Source organism: Paenibacillus sp. URB8-2, from assembly GCF_013393385.1.
GTDB lineage: Bacteria > Bacillota > Bacilli > Paenibacillales > Paenibacillaceae > Paenibacillus_AQ.
In genome coordinates, this window is record NZ_AP023239.1 from 4,391,692 (window position 1) to 4,414,481 (window position 22,790).

23 protein-coding genes and 3 pseudogenes are annotated in these 22,790 nt (G+C 47.9%); 10 read left to right on the forward strand and 16 right to left on the reverse strand.

What is annotated here, in order from left to right; all coding sequences use genetic code 11:
• Positions 1–70: 70 nt before the first annotated feature.
• The 15 genes and pseudogenes from PUR_RS26640 to PUR_RS20325 form a co-directional block, all read right to left on the reverse strand.
• A pseudogene (locus PUR_RS26640) lies at positions 71–214 on the reverse strand (LuxR C-terminal-related transcriptional regulator); the annotation flags it as partial.
• A 255-nt stretch (positions 215–469) separates the two neighbouring features.
• Positions 470–957: pseudogene (locus tag PUR_RS26645) on the reverse strand (IS630 family transposase).
• Positions 958–967: 10 nt separating this feature from the next.
• Positions 968–1,189 (reverse strand): helix-turn-helix domain-containing protein, encoded by a 222-nt coding sequence (locus PUR_RS26650; RefSeq protein WP_442953733.1) that lies wholly within the window; start codon positions 1,187–1,189, stop codon positions 968–970.
• Positions 1,186–1,527 carry a helix-turn-helix domain-containing protein gene (locus PUR_RS26655; protein WP_442953734.1) on the reverse strand — a complete coding sequence of 114 codons (342 nt, stop codon included), beginning with the start codon at positions 1,525–1,527 and terminating at the stop codon, positions 1,186–1,188. Before PUR_RS26655 ends, PUR_RS26650 begins: the two co-directional genes overlap by 4 nt.
• 82 nt (positions 1,528–1,609) lie before the next feature.
• Positions 1,610–2,371 carry a zinc-binding dehydrogenase gene (locus tag PUR_RS20280; protein WP_179038008.1) on the reverse strand — a complete coding sequence of 254 codons (762 nt, stop codon included), beginning with the start codon at positions 2,369–2,371 and terminating at the stop codon, positions 1,610–1,612.
• A complete protein-coding gene (locus PUR_RS20285; protein ID WP_232101895.1) occupies positions 2,352–3,008 on the reverse strand; it encodes an IS630 family transposase in 657 nt (218 codons plus the stop codon). The genes PUR_RS20280 and PUR_RS20285 overlap by 20 nt, the downstream gene beginning before the upstream one ends.
• Before the next feature lie 13 nt (positions 3,009–3,021).
• A complete protein-coding gene (locus PUR_RS20290; protein WP_179036613.1) occupies positions 3,022–3,480 on the reverse strand; it encodes a helix-turn-helix domain-containing protein in 459 nt (152 codons plus the stop codon).
• A 58-nt stretch (positions 3,481–3,538) separates the two neighbouring features.
• Positions 3,539–3,784 (reverse strand): alcohol dehydrogenase catalytic domain-containing protein, encoded by a 246-nt coding sequence (locus PUR_RS20295; protein WP_179036803.1) that lies wholly within the window; start codon positions 3,782–3,784, stop codon positions 3,539–3,541.
• Positions 3,785–3,936: 152 nt separating this feature from the next.
• Positions 3,937–4,434, reverse strand: coding sequence for a PTS sugar transporter subunit IIA (locus PUR_RS20300; RefSeq protein WP_179036804.1), 498 nt, complete (start codon positions 4,432–4,434; stop codon positions 3,937–3,939).
• Positions 4,435–4,690: 256 nt separating this feature from the next.
• Positions 4,691–5,407 carry a MurR/RpiR family transcriptional regulator gene (locus PUR_RS20305; protein ID WP_197970101.1) on the reverse strand — a complete coding sequence of 239 codons (717 nt, stop codon included), beginning with the start codon at positions 5,405–5,407 and terminating at the stop codon, positions 4,691–4,693.
• A gap of 52 nt (positions 5,408–5,459) precedes the next feature.
• Positions 5,460–6,464, reverse strand: a pseudogene (locus PUR_RS20310) (family 4 glycosyl hydrolase); the annotation flags it as partial.
• Between the two features lie 76 nt (positions 6,465–6,540).
• Positions 6,541–7,566, reverse strand: coding sequence for a PTS transporter subunit EIIC (locus PUR_RS26125; RefSeq protein WP_232101580.1), 1,026 nt, complete (start codon positions 7,564–7,566; stop codon positions 6,541–6,543).
• Entirely contained in the window at positions 7,502–8,122 is a 621-nt protein-coding gene (locus tag PUR_RS26130) for a PTS transporter subunit EIIC (protein WP_232101581.1), read from the reverse strand. Before PUR_RS26130 ends, PUR_RS26125 begins: the two co-directional genes overlap by 65 nt.
• Before the next feature lie 236 nt (positions 8,123–8,358).
• Positions 8,359–8,583, reverse strand: coding sequence for a helix-turn-helix domain-containing protein (locus PUR_RS20320; protein WP_019908812.1), 225 nt, complete (start codon positions 8,581–8,583; stop codon positions 8,359–8,361).
• Positions 8,584–8,800: 217 nt separating this feature from the next.
• Entirely contained in the window at positions 8,801–10,456 is a 1,656-nt protein-coding gene (locus PUR_RS20325) for a PucR family transcriptional regulator (RefSeq protein WP_179036805.1), read from the reverse strand.
• Positions 10,457–10,762: 306 nt separating this feature from the next.
• Here PUR_RS20325 and PUR_RS20330 point away from each other — a divergent pair, with 306 nt between their 5' ends.
• From PUR_RS20330 to nagA, 10 genes are all read left to right on the forward strand, one after another.
• Positions 10,763–12,085 (forward strand): cation:dicarboxylate symporter family transporter, encoded by a 1,323-nt coding sequence (locus PUR_RS20330; protein ID WP_179036806.1) that lies wholly within the window; start codon positions 10,763–10,765, stop codon positions 12,083–12,085.
• A 266-nt stretch (positions 12,086–12,351) separates the two neighbouring features.
• Positions 12,352–13,374, forward strand: coding sequence for a GDP-mannose 4,6-dehydratase (gmd, locus tag PUR_RS20335; RefSeq protein ID WP_179036807.1), 1,023 nt, complete (start codon positions 12,352–12,354; stop codon positions 13,372–13,374).
• Between the two features lie 80 nt (positions 13,375–13,454).
• Positions 13,455–14,384, forward strand: coding sequence for a GDP-L-fucose synthase family protein (locus tag PUR_RS20340; protein ID WP_179036808.1), 930 nt, complete (start codon positions 13,455–13,457; stop codon positions 14,382–14,384).
• A 57-nt stretch (positions 14,385–14,441) separates the two neighbouring features.
• A complete protein-coding gene (locus PUR_RS20345; RefSeq protein WP_179036809.1) occupies positions 14,442–15,521 on the forward strand; it encodes a mannose-1-phosphate guanylyltransferase in 1,080 nt (359 codons plus the stop codon).
• Positions 15,522–15,572: 51 nt separating this feature from the next.
• Positions 15,573–16,751, forward strand: a complete 1,179-nt coding sequence (locus PUR_RS20350) for an O-fucosyltransferase family protein (RefSeq protein ID WP_179036810.1) — start codon at positions 15,573–15,575, stop codon at positions 16,749–16,751.
• A 38-nt stretch (positions 16,752–16,789) separates the two neighbouring features.
• On the forward strand, positions 16,790–17,869 hold the full coding sequence (locus PUR_RS20355; protein ID WP_179036811.1) for an O-fucosyltransferase family protein: 1,080 nt from the start codon (positions 16,790–16,792) through the stop codon (positions 17,867–17,869).
• The gene (locus tag PUR_RS20360; RefSeq protein ID WP_179036812.1) at positions 17,841–18,800 is read left to right on the forward strand and encodes an O-fucosyltransferase family protein; all 960 of its coding nucleotides are present in this window, start codon (positions 17,841–17,843) and stop codon (positions 18,798–18,800) included. Before PUR_RS20355 ends, PUR_RS20360 begins: the two co-directional genes overlap by 29 nt.
• Before the next feature lie 195 nt (positions 18,801–18,995).
• A complete protein-coding gene (locus tag PUR_RS20365; RefSeq protein WP_179036813.1) occupies positions 18,996–19,874 on the forward strand; it encodes a MurR/RpiR family transcriptional regulator in 879 nt (292 codons plus the stop codon).
• Positions 19,875–20,603, forward strand: coding sequence for a glucosamine-6-phosphate deaminase (gene nagB / locus PUR_RS20370; RefSeq protein ID WP_179036814.1), 729 nt, complete (start codon positions 19,875–19,877; stop codon positions 20,601–20,603).
• Positions 20,591–21,778 carry an N-acetylglucosamine-6-phosphate deacetylase gene (gene nagA / locus PUR_RS20375; RefSeq protein WP_179036815.1) on the forward strand — a complete coding sequence of 396 codons (1,188 nt, stop codon included), beginning with the start codon at positions 20,591–20,593 and terminating at the stop codon, positions 21,776–21,778. The genes nagB and nagA overlap by 13 nt, the downstream gene beginning before the upstream one ends.
• A 91-nt stretch (positions 21,779–21,869) precedes the next feature.
• On the opposite strand, the gene PUR_RS20380 is transcribed toward nagA, so the two are convergent.
• Positions 21,870–22,718 (reverse strand): YhcN/YlaJ family sporulation lipoprotein, encoded by an 849-nt coding sequence (locus PUR_RS20380; RefSeq protein WP_179036816.1) that lies wholly within the window; start codon positions 22,716–22,718, stop codon positions 21,870–21,872.
• Between the last annotated feature and the right edge of the window lie 72 nt (positions 22,719–22,790).

Consider the following 22,790-nt stretch of genomic DNA (forward strand, 5'->3'; position numbering starts at 1 on the left):
GCGCGATAGGTTCGACTCGGAGACTTCCCATTGTTATTGGCGGCCACAACAAAAAACCTCCTTTCGCCCATTAGGCTAAAAGAAGGCTTAACGCATAATCGCAGGCCCCGTCTCCATCTTCAGCTACCCAAGCTTGATCAGCCCAGGCAACCGCTTGCGAACGGCCTTTTACATTCATTTTTTGCATCACGTTGGAGATGTGGTTGCGAACCGAAATCACTTTATGACATTACCATATCCAAATCCAAACTTACTGTCTTCCACTTATAAGTTTAACATCTCTAACCATGCTGTATTGAATAAAGTAGACAACCGCGAGGTGAAGCCGATGAAATGGGAAGAGATTGCCGAATGATGCTTGTGACATCGCAGATTATGTAGAATGAGTGACTACACCTTTCGCTACATTCATTTGCGGATATTCCCTCATCACTCCCGGAATGTCATCTATATATTCGGCATTTAATATTTAGAATTGAAGACATAAGCGTTCAACTGTGGCAGCGGGCGTTTCATTAATCAAACGGATAAATCCTTGAACAACTTTGCGAATTTTTTGTACCGAGTCGAAGAAGACATTATGAATTACGGATGATTTTAACCAGCCCCACAATTCTTCAATCATGTTCAAATTCGGACTATACGGAGGCAAATAAACCAAGGTGAGTTTGGCTTGATATTCTTTTAAAAAAGGCTGGATGAGGTCTGCGTGATGAATTCGTGCATTGTCCAAAATCATCACGATTCGGTCGCCTTCATACTTTTCAAGACGCGTTCCAGAAAGGACAAGAATTCTTTGGCGGTATACTGTTCTTCTTGTACGCAAAACACTTCGCCGGATTCATAATCCAGCGTCCCGATCAGCTTCGCTCCCCAATGCTTGCCGTAGGTGGGAATGATTTTTTGCTGCCCCTTGGGAAACCAGGTACGAGAAAGCGCTTGGTAATCCCGGATCATGGACTCATCTTCAAACAGAATCCGGTCGATGCGCCCAGCGAGGAGTTTTTAACTCCTGAAAGTGTTCTTTGAATTCTTCTTGTTTCTGTGGGTCTGCTTTAGCCAGTGTGTAGGTCGGCTTCGTAAAGCTAAGCTTCAAACGGTACAAAAGGTCTCGTGTCCCTCGATCCGAATACCGAATATTCCACTTTTGTTCGATCCATTTCCGAACGAGTGGAGAAGTCCAGTTCATCTGGGAAGGAAATCCTTGATCCTCGGCGTTTGATTCGTTATCACTTCATACACTTGTTGCTCTTGTTCAGCAGTTAACAAGCGATGTCGTCCTGGAGGACGTCCGATTTGTAGCCCCTGCATCCCTTGCTCTCGGTAAGCTTTGCTGTAGTTATATAAGGTCGCAACCGTTCGTCCTGTCACTTCGGAAATTCGTTCGTAGGATTCGCCAAGTAACAGCAGGAGGATCGTCTGATACCTTTCGTGCATCCGTAAATCTTTGTTTATTTTCATCGCGGCTTTGATTTCCAGAATGGCTGCTGCTTTGTGTTCTTCTGCCACACCAACTCGTACACTCATTTGTATCGTCTCCAATAATCATCGTATTGAAGACTATTATACTGGAATTTATTTCTTTGTGGGTTGTGCATGATCGCTCAACTCAATTTATTTTTCGCCGGGTATATAGTGCGAAATAATGGCTGATTAATGGCTCAATCCGTACTATGTTTTGCCGAATGAAAGAAATCGCTTCCTCATGTGTGAAAGGATTAATAAAGGATCCCTTTATGCTTAGTTCTTTTGAAAAAATGGTAAACGGCGAAACATTAATCAGAGTGTCTGGCGAGGGTACGCCGAACAGAAGGATTTGACCTCCTTTTCGAGCTGCTTTGATTGCAAGCTCCATCGATTCTTGGCGTCCCACGCATTCGATTACAATATCTGCAATATTGATCAGTTGCCGTACCGTTTCCGGACTCGTTGGCCGCACGACCTCGTTCGCCCCAAGTTCAAGAAGCCGCTCGTGTTTCTCCACCGCAGGTTCGCTGACAATAATTTTTGCCGCTCCTTGTTTTTTTATAAGCTGGAGGAACAATTGGCCAATGAAACCGCCACCGATAATGAGTACCGTATGAACCGGGCGAACATCGATTGTCTTCAATCCGTGCAAGACGCAACCGACAGGTTCTACCATCGCACCTTCAACATAGCTCATCTCGTTCGGGATACAGTAAGCGTTTACCGCAGGAACAATGCAATATTCCGCCATGCCACCGTCTCGCGTCACGCCGATTGCTTGAAGATGATCGCACAAATGGGACCGGCCGCTCCGACAATATTCACATTCGCCGCAATAAATATTCGGATCTATCGATACTCTGTCTCCTAGTACCTTGACTAGATCAAATTTCAGGATACAAATGCTTTAACTTGCCTCGTGCCTGCTCCGTGGTAAATTGCCAATCGACAGATTTCTGAATTCGGTTGCGTTCGGTTTCCCAAGCGGACACCTCGCCCTGCAATTCTTCAATAGAGGTGATTCGGCGGTTCAGGCATTGGATCGTCATTACACTGAGTTCTATCTCAGCAATGTTTAACCAACTTCCATGCTTAGGGGTATAATGGATCTCTAGCCGTTTTGCCAAAGCCAACGCCTGTTCAGGCGGAAAGGTTTCATACAAGGACGAGATCGTATGGGTATTCAAGTTATCCATCACGAGCCGAACCCGTTTCGCCTCTGGGTAGTGGACCTCCAGCAGTTCTTGGATCTGCAGAGCCCAATCGGATTTTGTGCGTCTTTCCGAAGCCTGCACGTGACGCCACCCGGCGAGCGGCTCCGTGAACAGAAACAGGCTGCAGCTGCCTTTGCGAACATACTCGTAGTCTTCTCGCAGAACCTGTCCTGGCTTCATAGGTTGCGGTGGGCGCGAATGATCGAGCAGCTGGATCGGCTGTTCATCCATACAAATGAGCGGGATTTCAGGGTCATAAGGCAGGGCATAGGTCTCTAAGACGTCTTCCATCCGAGCGACGAATTCACTGCTCGATTTGGCGGGAATGCACCATTGTTTTTCAGGTGAGGCTTAAGTTTCGTTTTTTTAAAGTCGTCCGAATGGTTTCTCGTCCGACCGATTCTAAAATATTCAGCTCAATGACTCGGCGCGTTAGCAAACGAATCGTCCAGCGCGCATACCCTTTTGGAGGCTCAGAGCAGGCTAATGCAATAATTCGGGCTTCCACCTCACCGGTGATCGGTGAAGGGCGTGCCGGTTCAGCACGGCGGCGGTAACAGAGCGTTTGCTCCAGTCCGTGGGTACAGTAGTCTCTAACGGTGTAAAAAACGGTTGCATTACTGACTCCTGAACGACTGGCAATTTCAGTCTGCTTGGGAATAGCACCTTGATTTTCATCCGAAAGAAGCAGCACGAGACAGCGGCGGCGAATGCCGGGAGATGTCGTTTCGGCATGAAGAAGTTGTTCAATTCTTTCACGTTCTTTCGGCTCAAGCCGAACCTCGTATTTTTTGTTCATTTGCTTGCCCTCCCATATTTTTCTTATAGAAAGAGCATAAAACTAGAATAAAAATAGGTCAAGGTACTAGCTTCAAGTTCGAAACTCTGGACCCCAACTCTATTACTTCGCCTGCCAGTTCATGGCCGAGCACGATCGGCGGGTTTACCACCGCAGATCCGGGATGGCCATGATAAATGTGCTGATCCGTGCCACAAATGCCGCAACTTTCGACCCGAATTCGCACCTCATGCGGCTCGAGATCCGTCGTTTCCCAATCTAGCACTTCCATATTATGCTTTCCTTTAAACACCGCTGCCCTCATGTTTACCGACTCCCCGTTATTAAACTGATTTTTTCCCAGGCCTTACCGGTTCAGAATTGAAAATCATTCCTTGTAATGTTGTAGGTCCCCTTAAGCAGGATGGTTGGTATATCTATTGTTACCGGTTGCAATATGCTCGGTCGCATATCCTCCTATTGTATAGTAACAGCGTCTCTTTGCTTTGCTGCTACTTTACCGGTCTTGTAACTGAAGCTCTTTCCGTTCAGTTCGATAAAAATAACCGGAACAGCAACAGACGGCACTTTGTCCTTGATTTGTTCGAGGTTAACCTTTAAGATCAAGTCCCCCGCTTTAACTATACTTCCTTCCTTAACATAAACATCAAAGCCTTCTCCTTTTAGCTTAACCGTATCCACGCCAAAATGGATTAAAAATTCAATCCCGGAATTGCTTTTAATGGAAAAAGCATGCTTGCTGGGAACCACTGTCGTAACGACTCCATCAACCGGCGAGAAGACTTCTCCATTCTCAGGCTGTATAGCAAATCCGTCCCCCATCATTCGCTGGGAAAATGCTTCGTCCGGCACGTGGCCCAAATCGATAATTTCTCCGGAAACAGGAACGATAAATCCATATTCTTGATCCTCCGGTTTATCCTGGAATACAAGCGCTTTAATTTTATTAAACATGAGAAATACCTCCAAATGATTTAGAGTATTTGATTTACTTTTCCTTTAAGAACCAATTTACCCTCCCTCTCTCAAGCTACTTTATTCTTATACACCGATATTATATTAAAGCGTTTACTTATGTAAATATTTTCAGAACGCAAAAAAACATGTTCTTTACAAAAGAAACACGTTTTCAGGATAAGAGTTTGTTGTTCTCATATTTCAATTATTATCGGGGTCTTCCTTTATTCTCTCCAAATATTCACCAACCAAATTACTCAAATAGCATCAGCACATTCGCATAGAAGGAAGAGGCTGACTTATTACGGTCATCCATCGTATTCATATCAACTATTTTCAAATTTATATCCGATAGTTTGGATAAAGAATTTTCCGTGTCTCCTGTAAATGAAATGATTTTAATTCCATTTCTCTTTGCCGAATGAGACAATTTCAGCAAAAAATCCGTTTCTCCCGATTTGGAAACATTGATAAACAATTTTGCCTGTACAGGGTTTACATCGTAGCTTTCAATTGACTCGGAATAGATACATTTAAATCCGAGAACGACTAATTTTCTGGTTATATATTCCGTAATAGGTGTGGAGAATCCTCCTCCGCAAGTATATATAATTTCATCATTGTGTTCCATCAACAAGTTTACAAATTCGTCTATTTTTTTGTGATCTATTAATGATAATAATTGTTCCAAATCAACACCGTAGAATTGATTATTTTTTTCGCCGGAAAATTGAGACTTTTTATCCTTCAATGTAAAATTAAGATGATAATACATATCCAGAAAGCCGGTATGGCCCAATTTTTTTGCCAAATTCATAATTGTCGTTGTAGATGTATAAAATTCCTTTGCGATGCCTCTTACCCCTATTACTTTCACATTCTCTATATTGTCGATAATATATAATAATATTTTTTCTTCCGTTTGATTCAACTGATATTTGTCTACCAGCTTATGAATATCTAACCCCATGCTTTCGCCACCCACAATAGATTGTAAAGTGGAAATGATTACTTAGTAATATCGTATTAAAGGCAATGGCTCTTGCAAGGTCAACAATATAGGAAGCATGTTCATCAATATGCAATCCGGAGCCTTCTGTAGATTGCTGTTCGATAATTTTTCTGGCTTCGCCAAATACAAACTTTTCTCTTCCATCCATGACTTCATTTGCTCGTGTATATTCTATGTTAGAATGCTGAACAACATCATCCGGGAATAAATAGTATTTCAGATAGGTGTTAGGAAAAGTGTCCGGGTCCACAGCATACACATCTTTGGCTTTAGCGAAGGTATCATTCCAGCTTGCTTCCGTGTGCTGGCTGTCTCCAACCGAAACAACATAGCCATGTTTTGCGACATGCTCTTTAATTTTCGGCTTTAAATCATTTCCGTCTTTATCGCGAATATCCGTCCACCAGCCAAAATGATTCAGTCCATAATAACGGACGGTCATATCTTTTCTGGACTCTAATCCTGAAATTTCAGCCATCCGCGCTTCAATACCTATCGGCATATCGCAAATGTTCAAAACCCTGGAATCCGGTCTCAATCTGCGGGTCGCTTCGGCAACGATCGACGCCGGGTTCGAGTAATTGAGCATCCATGCATCTGGCGAGTATTTTTCCATGTAGTCAAGGATTTCAATTACTCCGCCAATGGATCTCATCCCATAAGCTATTCCACCGGGGCCGCAGGTTTCTTGACCCAGCACACCGTATTTTAAAGGGATTTTTTCATCCAATTCGCGCATTGCGTACTTGCCGACCCGGATATGGGCCATAACAAAATCGATATCTGTGAAGGCTTCTTCCGGATCAACAGTCGCAACAAATTCAATGTCCGGCGCTTGTTCTTTTAAAATAACGTCGCATGCTCCGGCTATGATATCTTGTCTTTCCTTATCGTTATCATAGAACTTTAGTTTTCCAATAGGGAATTTGTCCAGATTATCCAACAGCATTAAGACGATACCCGGCGTAAATGTGCTTCCTCCGCCCGCGATTGTTACAGTAAACTTTTTACTCATGATTCGTCCCTCTCTCCACTTTTTTTGTATATTAAATTTAATGAATAAATTTAATACCTCTTTGATTGGTAAACGCTTAACCTGCAAGATATTTATCAACGGCATTTCTGACCCCATTGACTTTAGTTCCATAGACGACTTGAATATTTTCGCCGTTTTTAATAACGCCCGATGCTCCTGTACCTTTTAAACCCAGTTCATCAACGATACCAGCATCCGTTACCTTGATCCTTAAACGAGAGAAGCAGTTGTCAACGGTTTCAATATTTCCCCTACCTCCAAGGGCTTCCACAATAGCAGCAGCTAAATCGGTATCTTTGCCTGCGGCTATAGCTGTCTCGACGGATTTTTGGCTTGTTGTTTTCTCTTTGTAATCTTTTTTAGTGAACAATTTCACTTCATCATCTTCCCGGCCCGGGGTCTTGAGGTTAAACTTTTTAATTAAAAAGGTGAATACAACGTAATATGTCGCTAACTGAACCAATCCTATGCCAACAAATAAAGGCCATCTTGTTCTGCCGATTCCTGCAGGCAAACTAAAGGTCAGGAATTCTATGAGTCCGCCTGCCCCAAAAGCTCTAACCCCCGAGAGTACTGTAATAACCTCAAATATGCCGTCTAAAGCCGAGTGAACTACCCATAGAAACGGCGCCACAAACAAGAATGTAAATTCGATAGGTTCAGTTATGCCAACCAAAAACGAAGTTGCTACCGCTGGTATTAAAAGGGCTTTTAGCGTATTCTTTTTTTCTGGTTTCGCTGTTCTATAAAAGGCCAGAGCCGCTCCTACCAAACCGAAAACTTTAACCATGCCATATTGCAAGAACTTTGCGGATGGGTCAAACAGCTTGACAGATGGATCTGTTATCTGCGCCAGGAATATATTGTAAGCGCCCAAATACGTTTGTCCGTTTATAGTCAATTCTCCACCCATGTTAGAATAGAGGAATGGTGAATATATGAGATGGTGTAACCCTGTAGGTATAAGAAATCTGTTTAAAAATCCGTATATAAACACGCCTATCGATCCTGAGAAGTTAATGAAATCCGCTGTTGCCCGTATACCGCTGGCAGCAAATGGCCAAAATATAACTGAACACAACAGCCAGTACGGTTAAAATCGGAACTAAAACGATATATACCAGCTTGGTGTTGCCATACAATGAAATCGCTCCCGGCAACTCTTTATTGCAGAACTTGTTATGGACGAGCGCTACGGTGATCCCGAGGATCATTCCAAGGAAAACCCCCATATCAATGATTTGAAAGCCTAATACGATGGTTTGCCCGGTTCCCTGCAATTCAGAGGGATTTGTATATTTGATTAATTTCCCAGTTAACTTAAGCCACTCGTTGTTAGCACCCAGAAATGTCAAGTATGACAATAGAGCTATAAGCGCCGCTTCCGCTTTCTTTTCTTTCGCTATTCCCATCGCGATGCCAACACAGAAGACAATTCCCAAGTTGGTTAAAATAGGCCAAACCCCGCTGGCCAGAAACTTGCCGACATTAATTAAGGAACTGCCTTCACCAACAATTGTCGGATTGCTGAAAATTGTAGTAATGGCCAAAATCAAACCGACGATCGGCAAAAACAAAACCGGAACAACGATCGCTCTTGCAAAAATCTGCATACTGTTTACAACTTTATCCTTCATCAAAAGCCCCCCCTCATCATTTTCCATTCACTTTTTTGTAAGCGGTTTATTGTTTACGTTTTAAACTCTAACAAATTTTTTCCCCCGTTTAAATACAAAAACGGCATTAAAAAACAGGTTCCATCAACTGGCAACCTGTTATTAATGGTTTTCATATTTTGGTTTCCTCACGCAAACAAAAAACCTTCCCTGGCCATCGGCCAAAAGAAGGCTTAACGCATAATCGCAGGCCCCGTCTATATCTTCAGCTCCCCAAGCTTGATCAGCTCGACAACCGCTTGCGAACGGCCTTTTACATTCAATTTTTGCATAACGTTGGAGATGTGGTTGCGTACCGTCTTCTCGCTGATAAATAATAAACCGGCGATATCGCGGGTCGTTTTGTCCTGAACAAGAAGTTCAAATACTTCGCGTTCACGATGCGTTAACAAAAATTTGCTGTGATGTTCGTTCCCTTTCATGGTGGTGTCACCCCTCCTTGCCCGGGATTGTTTGGTCTAACAAGGTAAAGGGATACAGTCAAATTTATAGTATGTATTTGTAATCTTAATGGTGCTGCCTATGGGATTAAATGGGCGGCGGCGAATGCCCCACTAAAGAGCACATTATTTCGAGGCTGTCCCACGGGCCAAAAATCTAAAAATGACTTTGGGGACAGCCCCTGTTGCCAGAGCCGTTTCAGTCGGCATCAATAAGCTGCTCCATAAGATAGGCGACCTTGAAGCGCAGATTGTCGCTGGTATTTCTGATTTTGCGGCCGGTGAGCTGCTCGCATTTTTCCAGCCGGTAGACGACCGTATTCCGATGCACGAACAACTGCTTGGCTGTCTCGGCTATCTGGCAGTTGTTGTCGTGATAAGCGACCAGCGTGCGCATCAAGTCCTGCCGTTCTTTTTCATCCAGCCGGTTCAATTCTTTAAAGGTATCATTATAATATTTCTTCAGCTCTTCAACCGGCAGCATCCGCAGTAGATCCGTCAATTTCTTCACATGATAAAACTGGACGAAGCGGCGCTTCTTGCTGCTATAGGCCGTCTCCCATGCTTCAACCGCTTCCTTATAAGTGACGGGGAGGTCCGTCATTCGGTCAATCGGATTGCCAACCCCGAACGATAAAGAAAGGCCCTCCCTATGATAAAGATCGTCGCTGATTTCGGTCAGTTGTTCCCGCAGCATCCGTTCCGCATCGACAGGAGCTGTCTTATCTATTGAAATGGAGAGGATAAGCACGAACTGGTCCTTGTTGCTGAATAGCACAAACGAATGGCCCCTCGACCGAAACGCTTCCTTCAAAACCTCATACATTTCTTCCCTTTTGGACAATTGCTGCTCCTCAGAAAGCGGGAGAGTGGGCCCCCTTCTGCTCAGATCATCGTCCTGCTTGATGACAATACACAGCGAGGGCAAATTCTCTGACAGTCCGTACCGCTTGCCGCGGTGAATCAATTCCTGCTCGGAGGTCATGAACCCGTTAACGATATCCGTAAAAAGATCATTCTTATAGCGGCGCGAACGTTCCTTTACCGCCTGCTTCTTGAGCAGCTCAAAACTGATCACGTTGGCAGCCTGTTCCATAATCATGACCGGAAGCTGATGAAGCTCGGCCGATTGCTGCAGGGTCAGCAGGAAGCCCTGCGGCTGGTACGTCATTATGGGATGCGCGGCGATATAGTTTAGCGCTTCGGGAGCGGCATCTGTAAGAAAGCTTACGCTAGTGCGTTCTTCATCCGGAAGCTGACTTGCCGACTCGCGGATTTGCGGCAGCAAGTCCTGATAAGCCTGCTCCCGGAAATGCGAAGACGCCGAGATCAGATTCATTCTTTGATCCAGGAGGATGACGGGGCTGTCCAGCAGTTCCGCTAAATCGCGCACAATCTCGGGAATCCCCTGCCCCTTTAGAATCAGGCTGGAAAATTGACGGTGGCTCTTCAGCGCATTGCGCAGCGTATCAGCATGCTTGTCCAGAATCGAATCAATGGCCTGGTTAATGAGATCGCCAAGCGAAACGTTGAGCGGCAGCTCGATCAGCGGAAAACCGACCTCATTGGCGACGGCGATCGCCTCTTGGGGGATCGCAGACCAGAAACGCTTTTTAATTCCAAGTCCGACACAGCCCGCCGCCGATAATTCAGGGATAAGCGCCACAAGCTCCTCGGGACTGTCCTTTAACGCATATGCCGTTGTGATCAGCAGTTCGTCGGGTTTTACAAAATCAATAATATCCGGGGCATCCATCATATTGACGGAGCGGACAACCCGGTTCAGTCCCTGAAACCCGCATATGACTTTGGATTCGAGCAAAAATGGAATTTTCAAGAGCTCTGCTAATTTCATAGAAACCCATCCTTCCGTTTTCTCATGGCAGATTAATTAACCTCATCATTTACAAGTGAATTGCGAATCCCTAACACGTCATGTCTTAATTATACAACATAAACAAAAATTGCGGTCGTTTTTGTTCATGTTGGATAATGCCTTATGGATACCAATCGATTATAATGTGTTCACAAAGAACAAAACAAGTTACAAAAAATAACATGAAAGGTTAGCGCTAATGGAGAGCCGGCATAGAAATATTGAGCAGGATAAAATATTGAACAGGTTTGAATCTATGAAAAAAACATTGGGAGGATGACAAACGTGAACAAGACAGCAGCTAAGGTCCGCCAGCCTTTTTATAAAGGCCTGTTCTTTCAAATCATGATGTCCATTGTACTGGGTATCGCGGTTGGATATGTATGGCCGACATTCGGAATCGCTTTGAAACCGCTCGGAGACGGGTTCATAAAACTCATCAAGATGATTATTTCTCCGCTTGTCTTTGTTGTCGTAGTGCTTGGTATTGCTAAAGTGGGCAACATTAAGACGGTCGGACGGATAGGCGGCAAAGCGCTGCTCTACTTTGAGATTGTAACGACAATCGCCCTGATTATCGGCATGTTTGTCGCAAATGTAATGAACCCGGGATCGGGGATGAATGTGAATCCCGCTTCGTTGTCTGTCGACGATGTAAGCAAAGCGACCAAAAACTCCGAACTCCCTCACGGAACTGAGTTCTTTATGAACATTATTCCGGACAGTGTGGTTTCGGCATTCGCCACGAACACGATGCTGCAAGTGCTGCTTGTGTCCTGTCTCTTCGGTTTCGCTCTCGTACGGGTAGGGGGCAAGACCTCAGAGGTCATTATCGACCTACTGGAGCACCTAAGCCATGTTATTTTTCAAATTATGGGATTCATTATGAAGCTGACGACAATCGCGACCTTTGGCGCGATGGCGTTCACGGTGAGCCAGTACGGTATGCAGACGCTGATCGCCTTTGGCAAGCTGTTCCTCGCCATGACGGTGGCTTGTCTGCTCTTCCTGCTCATTCTTGAGGTGGTTATGCGGGTGTTTGTCGGCATCGGCCTGTGGAAAGCCATTATGCTTGTGCGCGAGGAAATTGTATTTGCCTTCGCAACCGGCTCGACAGAAGCCGTTATGCCGCAAATTATAAGCAAGCTGGAGAAGGCGGGCTGCCATCGTTCGGTTGTCGGACTCGTCGTTCCGACCGGCTATTCTTTTAACCTGGATGGCGCCTCCATCTACTTATCGCTGGCGCTCGTCTTCCTGGCCCAAGCAACCGGTGTTGAACTCAGCATATATGAACAACTCATACTTCTTGCCGTACTGCTGCTTACTTCCAAAGGGATGGCGGGAATTCCGGGATCGGCGTTCGTCGCCTTGTCGGCTACCGCAGCAAGCACAGGCTCTATCCCCATCGCAGCCGTTGCGCTGATGCTAGCCCCCGACCGAATTATGGGCAACTTCCGTACGACGGTCAACATTATCGGCTACACAGTGGCCACATTCGTTGTCGCCCGTTGGGAAGGGTTGTTCAACAAGGAGCAAGCTTTGCTTGCCATGCAGAGCAAACCGCATGATTCTTCCGGCATGCCGGTAACCGTTCAGGCTAATGACTAATAATCGCACATTCTAAAAATCTATTGATACGTTAACGCCTAAAAATATATTTATGAGGCGGCAGCCATCCGGTTAGGAAACAATCGGTTGTGCTGCCGCCCTTTTTTGCTGTCCTCAAGCCCAAATTCCGCCCTGTTCATACGTTTGCATACCACTCAAACGGCTGGGTGCATTCCCTTATTCTGCGGTCAGCATACAATCACCCAAACATTACCATATTTCTATTCATATACATAGACTATACCATGAAAGGGGATGAATCTTACTTGAAAAAAGCCTTAATTACCGGCGTGACAGGTCAGGACGGTTCTTATCTGGCAGAACTGTTACTGGACAAAGGTTACGAAGTCCACGGGATGGTCCGCAGAAGCAGCTCAATCAATACGGAAAGAATTGATCATCTCCTGGACAATCAATCCGGAGACCGGCCGGATTTCATTTTACATTATGGTGATCTTTCGGACCCCGGAGGATTAAGCAGGTTAATCAGCAAAATCGAGCCTTCCGAAGTCTACAATCTGGGCGCGCAGAGCCACGTCAGAGTGTCTTTCGATATTCCGGAATTCACGGGAGATGTAGACGCTCTCGGTTCGATGCGCCTTCTGGAGAGCATTCGTGATATAAACCCCGGCATCCGGTTTTATCAGGCCTCATCCAGCGAATTGTACGGCCTCGTCCAAGAAGTTCCGCAAAGTGAGCAGACCCCTTTTTATCCCCGCAGCCCTTATGCCGTAGCTAAGCTGTACGCTTACTGGATAACCGTTAACTACCGCGAAGCCTACAATCTGTATGCTTGCAACGGCATCCTGTTCAACCATGAATCGCCGCGCCGGGGCAAGACTTTCGTCACTCGTAAAATTACAACCGGCCTCGCTAACATCTTAAAAGGCAAACAGGAGCGTCTTGTGCTCGGCAATTTGGACGCCAAACGGGATTGGGGCTTTGCCGGCGATTATGTGGAAGCGATGTGGCTGCTGCTCCAGCAGGATCACCCGGAAGACTATGTAATAGCCACAGGCGAAACCCATACGGTAAGGGAATTCTGCGAGCTTGCCTTCCAGCATGCCGGGATTACGCTTGCCTGGACAGGGGAAGGCCTGGACGAAAAAGGAATTGATGCCGACACGGGACGCGTGCTGATCACGGTAGGTGAACAGTATTTTCGGCCAAGCGAGGTCGATCTGCTCCTTGGCGACCCGACCAAAGCAAAAACGAAGCTGGGCTGGGAGCCAAAAGTGTCTTTCAAGGAGCTTGTCGAAATGATGGTCAAGAGCGATCAGGGTTCCTGATCGCTTCCATCCCTGCATTTATGTAGCTTCACATCAATTATTGGCACTTAAACATCAGGTGAGAAGGGAGTCGCTTTAGCTTGGAAAAGAACAGTCTGATTTATGTAGCCGGACATAAAGGTCTTGTCGGCTCCGCTCTTGTCAGAAACCTGCTGGGCAAAGGATACAAGAATATTATCGGCAAGACGCAGCAGGAGCTTGATCTGACAAACCAGGCGGCAGTAGAACGTTTCTTTGAAGAGTCGAACATCGACTATGTATTTTTGGCGGCCGCCAAGGTCGGAGGGATCGGGGCAAACAACACATTCCCCGCAGATTATATTATGGAAAATGAGCTTATCCAGTGCAACATCATACGCAGTTCTTTTAAGAACGGGGTCAAAAAGCTTATTTTTCTGGGCAGCTCCTGCATCTATCCCAAACTTTGCCCCCAGCCTATTAAGGAGGAGTACCTCCTTACGGGGCCGCTTGAACCGACGAATGAAGCCTACGCGCTGGCTAAAATATCAGGACTCAAAATGTGCCAGTACTATAATCGCCAGTATGGAACCAATTATATCAGCGTGATGCCCACCAACCTGTATGGGCCAAATGACAACTTCGATATCAACAACTCCCACGTCATTCCTGCCATGATCGCCAAAATAGATGCAGCCAAAACGTTAAATCAGCCCAGCGTGACTCTGTGGGGTACGGGCAAGCCGCGACGGGAGTTTCTGTATGTCGACGACATGGCGGACGCCTGCGTGTTCCTGATGGAGCATTACGACGGAACAGAGTACCTGAATGTCGGTACAGGAGAGGATCTGTCCATCCGCGAACTCGCGGAAATGGTGAAAACTGTTGTCGGTTACAATGGCGAGCTGCTGTTTGATGCCGGCAAACCGGATGGAACACCGCGCAAGCTGCTGGATGTGTCCAAATTGGAGAAGCTGGGCTGGAAGGCAAAGACCGGTTTGAAAGAAGGACTTGATACAGCCTACCGCTACTATCTAGACCACGTCAAATGACTTGCTGAAGCGGCAGCCTTTGCTTTCTTAGATCTCGACTATAGGGAAGGTGAATAAATGGATAAATATGCGGTTATCATGGCCGGCGGCGCCGGACTGCGGCTGTGGCCCCTCTCCAGGGAACACAAGCCCAAGCAGTTTATCAGCGTCGAAGGAACGAGCAGCATGCTTAAGCAGACCCTTGAGCGCATTACCGAGCTGATAACGCCGGACAAATGCTATGTCATTACTAATAAAAATTATGCGGAGATAACCCGGGAAGTGCTTAAGGACATCATTCCCCTGCAAAATATTATACTCGAGCCTCTCCGAAAAAATACCGGGGCCTGCATATCGTATGCGGCCTTATTGCTGGAACGCCGATTTCATGACAGCCCGGTCTGTTTCATTCCGGCAGACAGCTATGTCAACAATAAGCATGAGTACCTTAAAGCGATCCACCAAGCGTATAGGGAGAGCTTCAACAGCTCCGCTCTGACCGTTATCGGCGTAAATCCGACATATCCGGCCACCGGCTACGGTTATATCAAAATTGATCCGAGCGAGGATACCGATCCCAGACCCCAGGTATCCCATGTTCAGCAGTTTAAGGAAAAACCCGACACCGCCACTGCCCGCACCTACGTGGAATCCGGGCATTATCTGTGGAACAGCGGTATGGTCGCAGGCAATCTGCAGGCCTTCAAGAGCGGAATTCAGCAGCATATGCCGGAACACTTCAATATCCTGTCAGCAGCGCTGGACCAGATAGATTCCCCCGGCTTCGATTCAGTGATAGAGCAGGCTTTCAGCCAGCTGCCCGATATATCTTTCGATAACGGTGTGCTTGAGAACAGCAGCAGCCTTACGGCCATTAAGGGCTACTTCGACTGGGATGATATCGGCAGTCTGGACGCACTGGGAAAATTGATGGGCCACGACAGCAGCGGTAATTCCGTCAGCGGCAGTTACGTCGGAATGGATACTCAAGATTCGATTATATTCAGCAACGATATACTTGTCACTTCCATTGGTCTCTCGAATATGATGATTATTAAGACGCAAGACGTATTACTGGTCTGTCCCAAGGAGCGGGCTCAGGATGTCAAAGCGTTCGTCCAATTGTTGAAACGTACCGGATACGGGGAGCGGACATAGAGGACCGCTTTATCCCGCCTGACGTAAAGGATACACGGAGGTGATTAGGAAATGAACCGGGTACGTTTTATGCTGATCAGAGGTTACAGTCATAGTATTTGGATGGATATACGCCAGCTGCTGGAGCAGCTTCTTGTCGCAGAACTCAGCGGCAGAATTCCTGTGGTGCATTGGGGCAGCAACAGCTTTTATAACGGAAAGGTATATACTAATGCTATTGATATGTATTTTGAACCGTTGTCTAATTATGTGATCGAAGACCTAATGAAACCAGGCTACAGCTTTTTTCCATCCGTATGGCAGTATGACAACCTGCTGATGCCTGACCCCGGGCAGGTCTCGCTGACCGAGCGGAGCATCGGGGAAATGCTGGAGAGCGATGCTGATGTCGTGGTATGCGACACGTATCCGAACAAATTGTCCGCCCTCTCTTTTATTGGGGAGGATCACCCTTTGTACGGGATGGATACGATGCATGCGTACCGCTTTTTAATGCGCAAATATTTGAAACTCAAACCGGATCTGACAAACAAGATCATGAAGTTTTTTTATACCAATTCCCTGCATGAAGGACCTATTCTAGCTGTTCATGTCCGCGAAAACTTTAGCATTAATGCATTTGAGAAGAACAGTTTAAACGAACGCTATCACGGTAACGTGTATAAGATGAAAAAACAGCCGGAGCAGAATACCAACGATGCAATTAAGCTTCACCAGATTTACCGGATTCATAAAGTGAACAAACTTAAAACGTCAAACAAGGTCTATCATAAGGAAATCCAGTATATGGTTGGCAAATTCAACATTAAAAAGATTTTCCTGCTCACGGACTGCACGGAAATTCTGGATGAATACCGGGAACGATACGGATCGATGCTTGTGTATACGGATGCGCTGCGGCATTCCTCTAATGACGTCGAAATTCCTTATCTGGAAACGCATATGCACCGCCGTCAAAACGGAATAGACGCCATACTGGACGCTTATATTGCCGCGAACTGCAGCTTCTTCATCGGCAATGGCTATTCGAATATGTCTCAGGCAGTCACGTATCTTAAAGACTGGGCCGATACCAATATCAAATTGATGTACTGGGTGCCTGAAAATTCGGGTCTAGCCAATTATGCGGTGACCGACTCCATCGTTTATCCCGACAATAAATTCGTAGGAAAATTCAAGCAGATCGCTTATAGCACGTCCCGTACATGGAAGAGGCTGAAGGATCGTTAATTCATTATAAACCACTGGATTGGAGGTGCTCCGAACGGATGCACCAGCAAAAGTTCTTGCTTATTAAGACGTGGGGGTGGGGCTTTTGGTCGGATATGGACCACCTGACCGGGCAACTGCTTGTAGCCGAGCTGACGAAACGGATACCGGTGGTGTATTGGGGGCCGCACAGCTTATACAGTGAATATATCGATACGAATGCCTTTGAATTGTATTATGAACCTGTCTCCTCATACACCATCGATGACGTGCTGCAGCCTGAACACACCTTTTTCCCGCCGATCTGGAATGCAAGCAACGCGTTGGTAGAGGATCTGGATAAGACGGCGCGGCTTCACCGCGGCATTGGCGAACTAATGGCCAGCAAGGCAGATGTGGCTGTCAGCGACGTCCATTTCTTCTCCAAGCCCCTGCTCAGGTATATTCCGAAGAGTCATTGGGCGTACGGGATGACCGGAGTACAGATCTACCGGCAGCTGATCCGGAAGTATTTGCGATTAAAGCCCGATATTGAAGCGGAAATCAACGAATTTTACAATGCGCATCTGAAGGATCATCACCCGATTCTCGGCGTTCATATCCGGGCCAGTGACAAAGTGCGCGAGGTGGAGAACCTTCAGCAGCTTAACAAGAAGTATGATGGAGAAATCCGAAAAGTATTGAAGGAAGGGAACATCGGCAAGTTATTCCTGATCACTGACTGCGATGATGCGATCGATGACTTCAACAAGCGCTATGGTTCTATAGTCGTATACACCGACTGCGTGAGAGCTCCCCGCAACTCCGTTAACGAGGCTCCCCATCTGCAGAACTTTGTCGTAAAAAAAAGAAAAGGTATCGAAATCATCAAGGATACGTATCTTGCCACCAAATGCGACTATTTTATCGGCAACGGCTATTCCAACGTCTCTTTTTTCGTCAACCGGCTGAAGGATTGGCCGGACAGCCACATTAAGCTGTTCTACAGAACTTTGAAGCAGGATAGAATAAATACCCGCAAACGGGCAAGAGCCGAATTGGCCACCAAATATTATCGGGCCAAGCAGCGCCGGGCTCATTATCCAAGTCTGTACGGAGGTGATAACCAGCATGAGCATAAACCGATTTCTCCTGATTAAACCTTGGGGGTACAGCATTTGGGCAGATGTGGATCATGTGGTTGGCCAGCTGCTCATTGCAGAGATCACAGACCGGACCCCGATTGTGTACTGGGGCATGGACAGTCTGTATTCGGAGTCAGTGACGAAAAATTCGTTCGAGTTATTTTTCGAGCCAATCAATGAACATATGCCTCATGAAGCCGTCCGGTCCGATTATTCGTATTATCCGCCCATCTGGACCAGTCATACTGTTCTGATGGAGGACCCGGACAAATTGAAATGGGAGCTGCGGGATTTACAGGACATGATCGCTAGTGACGCCAACGTGCTTGTCAGCGATGTGTATTACCATATCGGCGCTATCGCACCCTGGATTCCCGAGCGGCACCCTTTATTCGGCAAAACACCACATCAGTTATACCGGTATCTGTTCGATAAATACATTAAAATCCAACCTAGCATCATTGACGAAGCCAAGCAGTTTGTCTATGCGAATCCGCAGTTCCGTGATGAGAAACCGATCTTGGGCGTTCATATCCGGGCCAACGGCCTCGTCAGTGAAATTGGGCAGATTTATAATATCAATGATTATTACCACCCCAATATATGGAGCTTTATGAGCAATTTCGAATGCCGTCATCTGTTTCTAATTACCGACCATTACAAGTTCGTCCGCCAATTCCAAAAAATTTATGATAAGTACGAAACATTAATTGTAAGTGACAGCAGAAAAGCCTTCTTCAGAGGCAGAGTCCATCCGAACCGGTCCAATTATCCCAACAAGCGTCATAAAGGAATTGAACTCATAAAAGATACCTCGGACATTATTAAAGACACGTATCTTGCCGTTCAATGCGACTATTTTATTGGCAATGGCTATTCCAGTTTGTCGAATACGGTTCTGCGGATGAAAGACTGGCCGGAGAAAAATATCAAGCTGCTGTATTAGGCGCGACGTGAATTAAAAAATATCTTACAGCGGCCGTTTACCGGTATTCAACCGGAAAGCGGTCGTTTTGTTCTGAAAAGCCCCTCTTGCATCTCGCAAGCTTTTCCTTTATTCTATTCATGAAAATAATTTTCTTTATTTGATGCATAATAACAAAAATAATTTCAATAATCGTATTGGAATATGAGGTGGCCTATGACTCCAATCCTGCATGCACTGGAGCACGAGAAGTCCAAGCTCTCCCAAATGGAGCGCAGGCTGGCGGAGCGGATTCTTGCCTCTCCCGGCGAGATTGTCCATATGGGCATCACAGAGCTGGCGGAGCAATGCGGCATCAGCGCCGCAACAATCACACGCTTTTGCAAAGTGTTTCACTTTAAAGGCTTCCCTGATTTCAAGGTGAAGCTGGCGGCCGAAATCGCCCACGGCGATGGAGCGCCTCAGGACGGCCGTTCCTCTTACCAGGATATTATGGCGGGTAATCCGCTTTCCGTCATCGTGGAAGCGATGCAGGCAAATCACCTTGCTTCCATCCGCGACACAACGTCGCTGCTGGACATCGGGCGGCTTGAACAGACGGTGGATTTGCTCTGCCGCGCCCGGCGGGTGGATCTGTACGGCATGGCCACCTCGTCCATTATCGCGCAGGATTTCTACCAGAAGCTGATCCGGATCGGTGTGAACTGCACCGCCTTTGCCGATTCGCACATGCAGATCACCTCGGCCTCCTCCCTTTCGGAAGGGGATGTAGCTTTTGCCATTTCGTATTCCGGGGAAACGCCTGAGACGATCGACGCTCTCATCTGCGCGAAGAACAGCGGCGCATCTACGATCTCGCTTACTTCATATGGCAGCAGCTCGCTTGCCTCGCTCAGCGGGATTTCACTTTTTTCCTCCTCCCTTGAAAAGGGAATGCGCAGAGGAGACATGGCTTCGCGGATCGCCCAGCTTCACGTTATTGATATTTTATTTACCGGGATGGTCAGCAGACGGTTCGGCGATTATATTCCAAAGCTGGAACAATCGTATCGGAATGTCCGGCAATTCCGTCACAAACGGGGAGGTACAGAATAGATGAATATTATGAAGATTCATAACGACGAAGACTTCGTGCAGACAGGGGCCAATCTGGTCGCCGGCCTGCTGCAGAGCAATCCGAAAGCTGTCCTCGGACTCGCCACCGGAAGTTCGCCCATCGGCGTCTACGAACGGCTGGTTAAGATGTACCGGGGTGGTCTTGTGAGCTTTGCAAAAGCATCGTCCTACAATCTTGACGAATACGTAGGACTTCCGGTAGATCACCCGGAAAGCTACCGCAGCTTCATGAACAAGCATCTGTTCAGTCAGGTTGACATCGACCTGTCCCGGACACATGTGCCAAACGGCAATGCCGGAGATCTGGCAGCTGAGTGCCTGGCCTATGATCAAATGCTGGAAAATGAAGGTCCTGTCGATTTGCAAATTCTCGGCATCGGAAGCAACGGGCATATCGGCTTTAACGAACCGGACGCCGGTCTGAACAGCGGAACGCATGTCGTTGATTTGCTGCCTGATACGAGGGAGGCCAATGCCCGCTTCTTCCCTTCGCTTGCGGATGTTCCCCGGCAAGCGATTACGATGGGCGTCGGCAGTATCCTGAAGGCGCGGCAAATTCTGCTGCTCGTGCGCGGCGCGGAAAAGGCCGAAGCGATCCGAAACGCAGTGCAAGGACCGATTACGACCCAGTGTCCTGCCTCTTTGCTTCAGATCCATCCGAATGTCGTCGTGCTGGTTGATGAAGGAGCGGGACAATGGCTGAAGTAAATCAGGAACCGGGACATTTACTGTATGGCATCGTGCTGACTCCCGAAGGAATAGTCAAATCCGGCGTCATCGCGGTGCAGGACGGCATAATTGTATATGCAGGAGCAGCGCGGTGGCTGCCAGAAGCCTTCTCCGGTTGGCCGGAAAGCGAACGCGTGCTGGACGGCCTGCTCATTCCGGGCTTTGTCGATGTGCATGTTCACGGCGGCGCGGGCCATGATTTCATGTATGCCGACGCCCAGGGCGTTTCGGAGGCTGCCGCCTTCCATGCTTCGAACGGAACGACGACGATGCTGGCAACGACGATGACAGCATCCAAGGAAGCGATTGACCGCGTACTCGCCGTCGTCGACGCCTACCGCTCCGAAGATATGCCATATGCGCAGGTGGCGGGAGTCCATCTGGAAGGGCCGTTCATTAGCCCGAAATGGCCGGGCGCGCAGAACCCTGAGCATATTGTTCCTCCAAACGTCGAATGGCTGGAGGAATGGGAGCGCAGCTACCCCGGTCTGATCCGGCAGGTTACCCTGGCCCCTGAGCGGGAAGGTGCGGAAGCCACGATTACCTGGCTGCGCAGACGCGGGATTACGGCCGCCCTCGGCCATACCGACGCCGCTTACGAGCAGGTTATCGCCGCGGCGGACGCGGGTCTTAATCAGGCGGTGCATACGTTTAACCAGATGACTCCGCTGCATCACCGCAAGCCCGGAACGGCAGGCGCGGTCCTGTCCGACGAACGGATACGCGCGGAGGTTATCGCGGACGGCATTCACGTTCATCCAGCGGCTATCTCCATTTTGGCGCGGCTTAAAGGGCCGGAAGGTCTGATTCTGATTACCGACGCGATGTCGGCTGCCGGCCTCAGCGACGGGGAGTATGCCATCGGGGACCTGCCGGTTAAAGTTCAGGATGGTGTCGCCCGTCTTCGGGACAATCCTGATGCTCTTGCCGGAAGCACGCTTACCATGATCAAGGGCTTCCGCTATCTTATACAAGAGGCCGGCCTGACTCTTGAGGATGCGTCACGGGCAGCGAGTCTGAACCCGGCCATATCGCTTGGCATGGAGCGCAGCATCGGCACGCTGGAAGCCGGCAAGCGGGCGGATATTCTGCTGCTGGACGGCGCTCTTAACCTGCGCGGCGTATGGATTGGCGGACGCCTTCAGCAGTTCTAGTTTATTATGTATACGGCATTAACGCAGAAGTTCATTCCCAAAGGAAGAATCTCTGCGTACTGCCGTTTCGCACTTTATAGGGATAAGCTGCTTATCTGTTCATTCCGTCCCCACTGGGTGTCGGAAAGATGCGTTCTACCATCGTGCGGAATTCATTGACAAAGCCTTTCAGCGGATGACCGCTTTGCGCCTGAACGGCATAGCTGTTGACACGCTGAACGAAATCGGGATTGGCCGAGACGTACACCCGGTCGATACCCGATTCATTTTTTTTGACGACATCAGCGATCTTGGCCTTCACTTCTTTGGAAAGCATATCTTGAACGCTGGTCGCCGCGGTTCCCGTGGTCACCCCTTTGTTTGTGAAAAGCCCTCCGCGGACGGACGGAGCGGGTATCGCTGTGCCTGTTCCCGTTACACCTGTTCCCGTCAAGCTTCGGTTATTATTGGCAACAGCTCCCGGCATGCTGGTTCCCCGTGTCGGGTAATGGGTACCGACTCCGGTTCCGTAACCGGTACCGTATCCTGTTCCGTATCCAGTGCTGCCCGGCATCATGTTCGCACCCAAACCATCGACGCCTTTTGCGCGCATTCCGCCCGTCATATTATTGTCCAGCGTTACAGCTACATAAGCGCTTCGGCCAGCGGTAAGCACATTGGCAGTGCGCACCTCCTTCATAGCGGCCACGCGGTCGGCAAGCTTCTGATTCATATCCAGCCTGTCGATCATATGTCCTCCACGCGCCGAATTGACATTCAGGCGGCCATCCTGTCCATGCCGCATACCATCATTCATACGGCCATCATTCATACGGCCATCCTGTACGTTCTTCACGCCATAATTCCCAGCCGCCCCCTGGTTGGTTCCGCAGCCCGCGATTCCGACCATCCCCAACAGCAGGGCGGCGGAGACGGACAAGCCGATTCTTGATCGCAACATGCATTCACCCTCCACTCTGTTATGATTGCTGTGTAACAATCGTTAGGATGGCTCCCCTGAGGGCGGGCTATG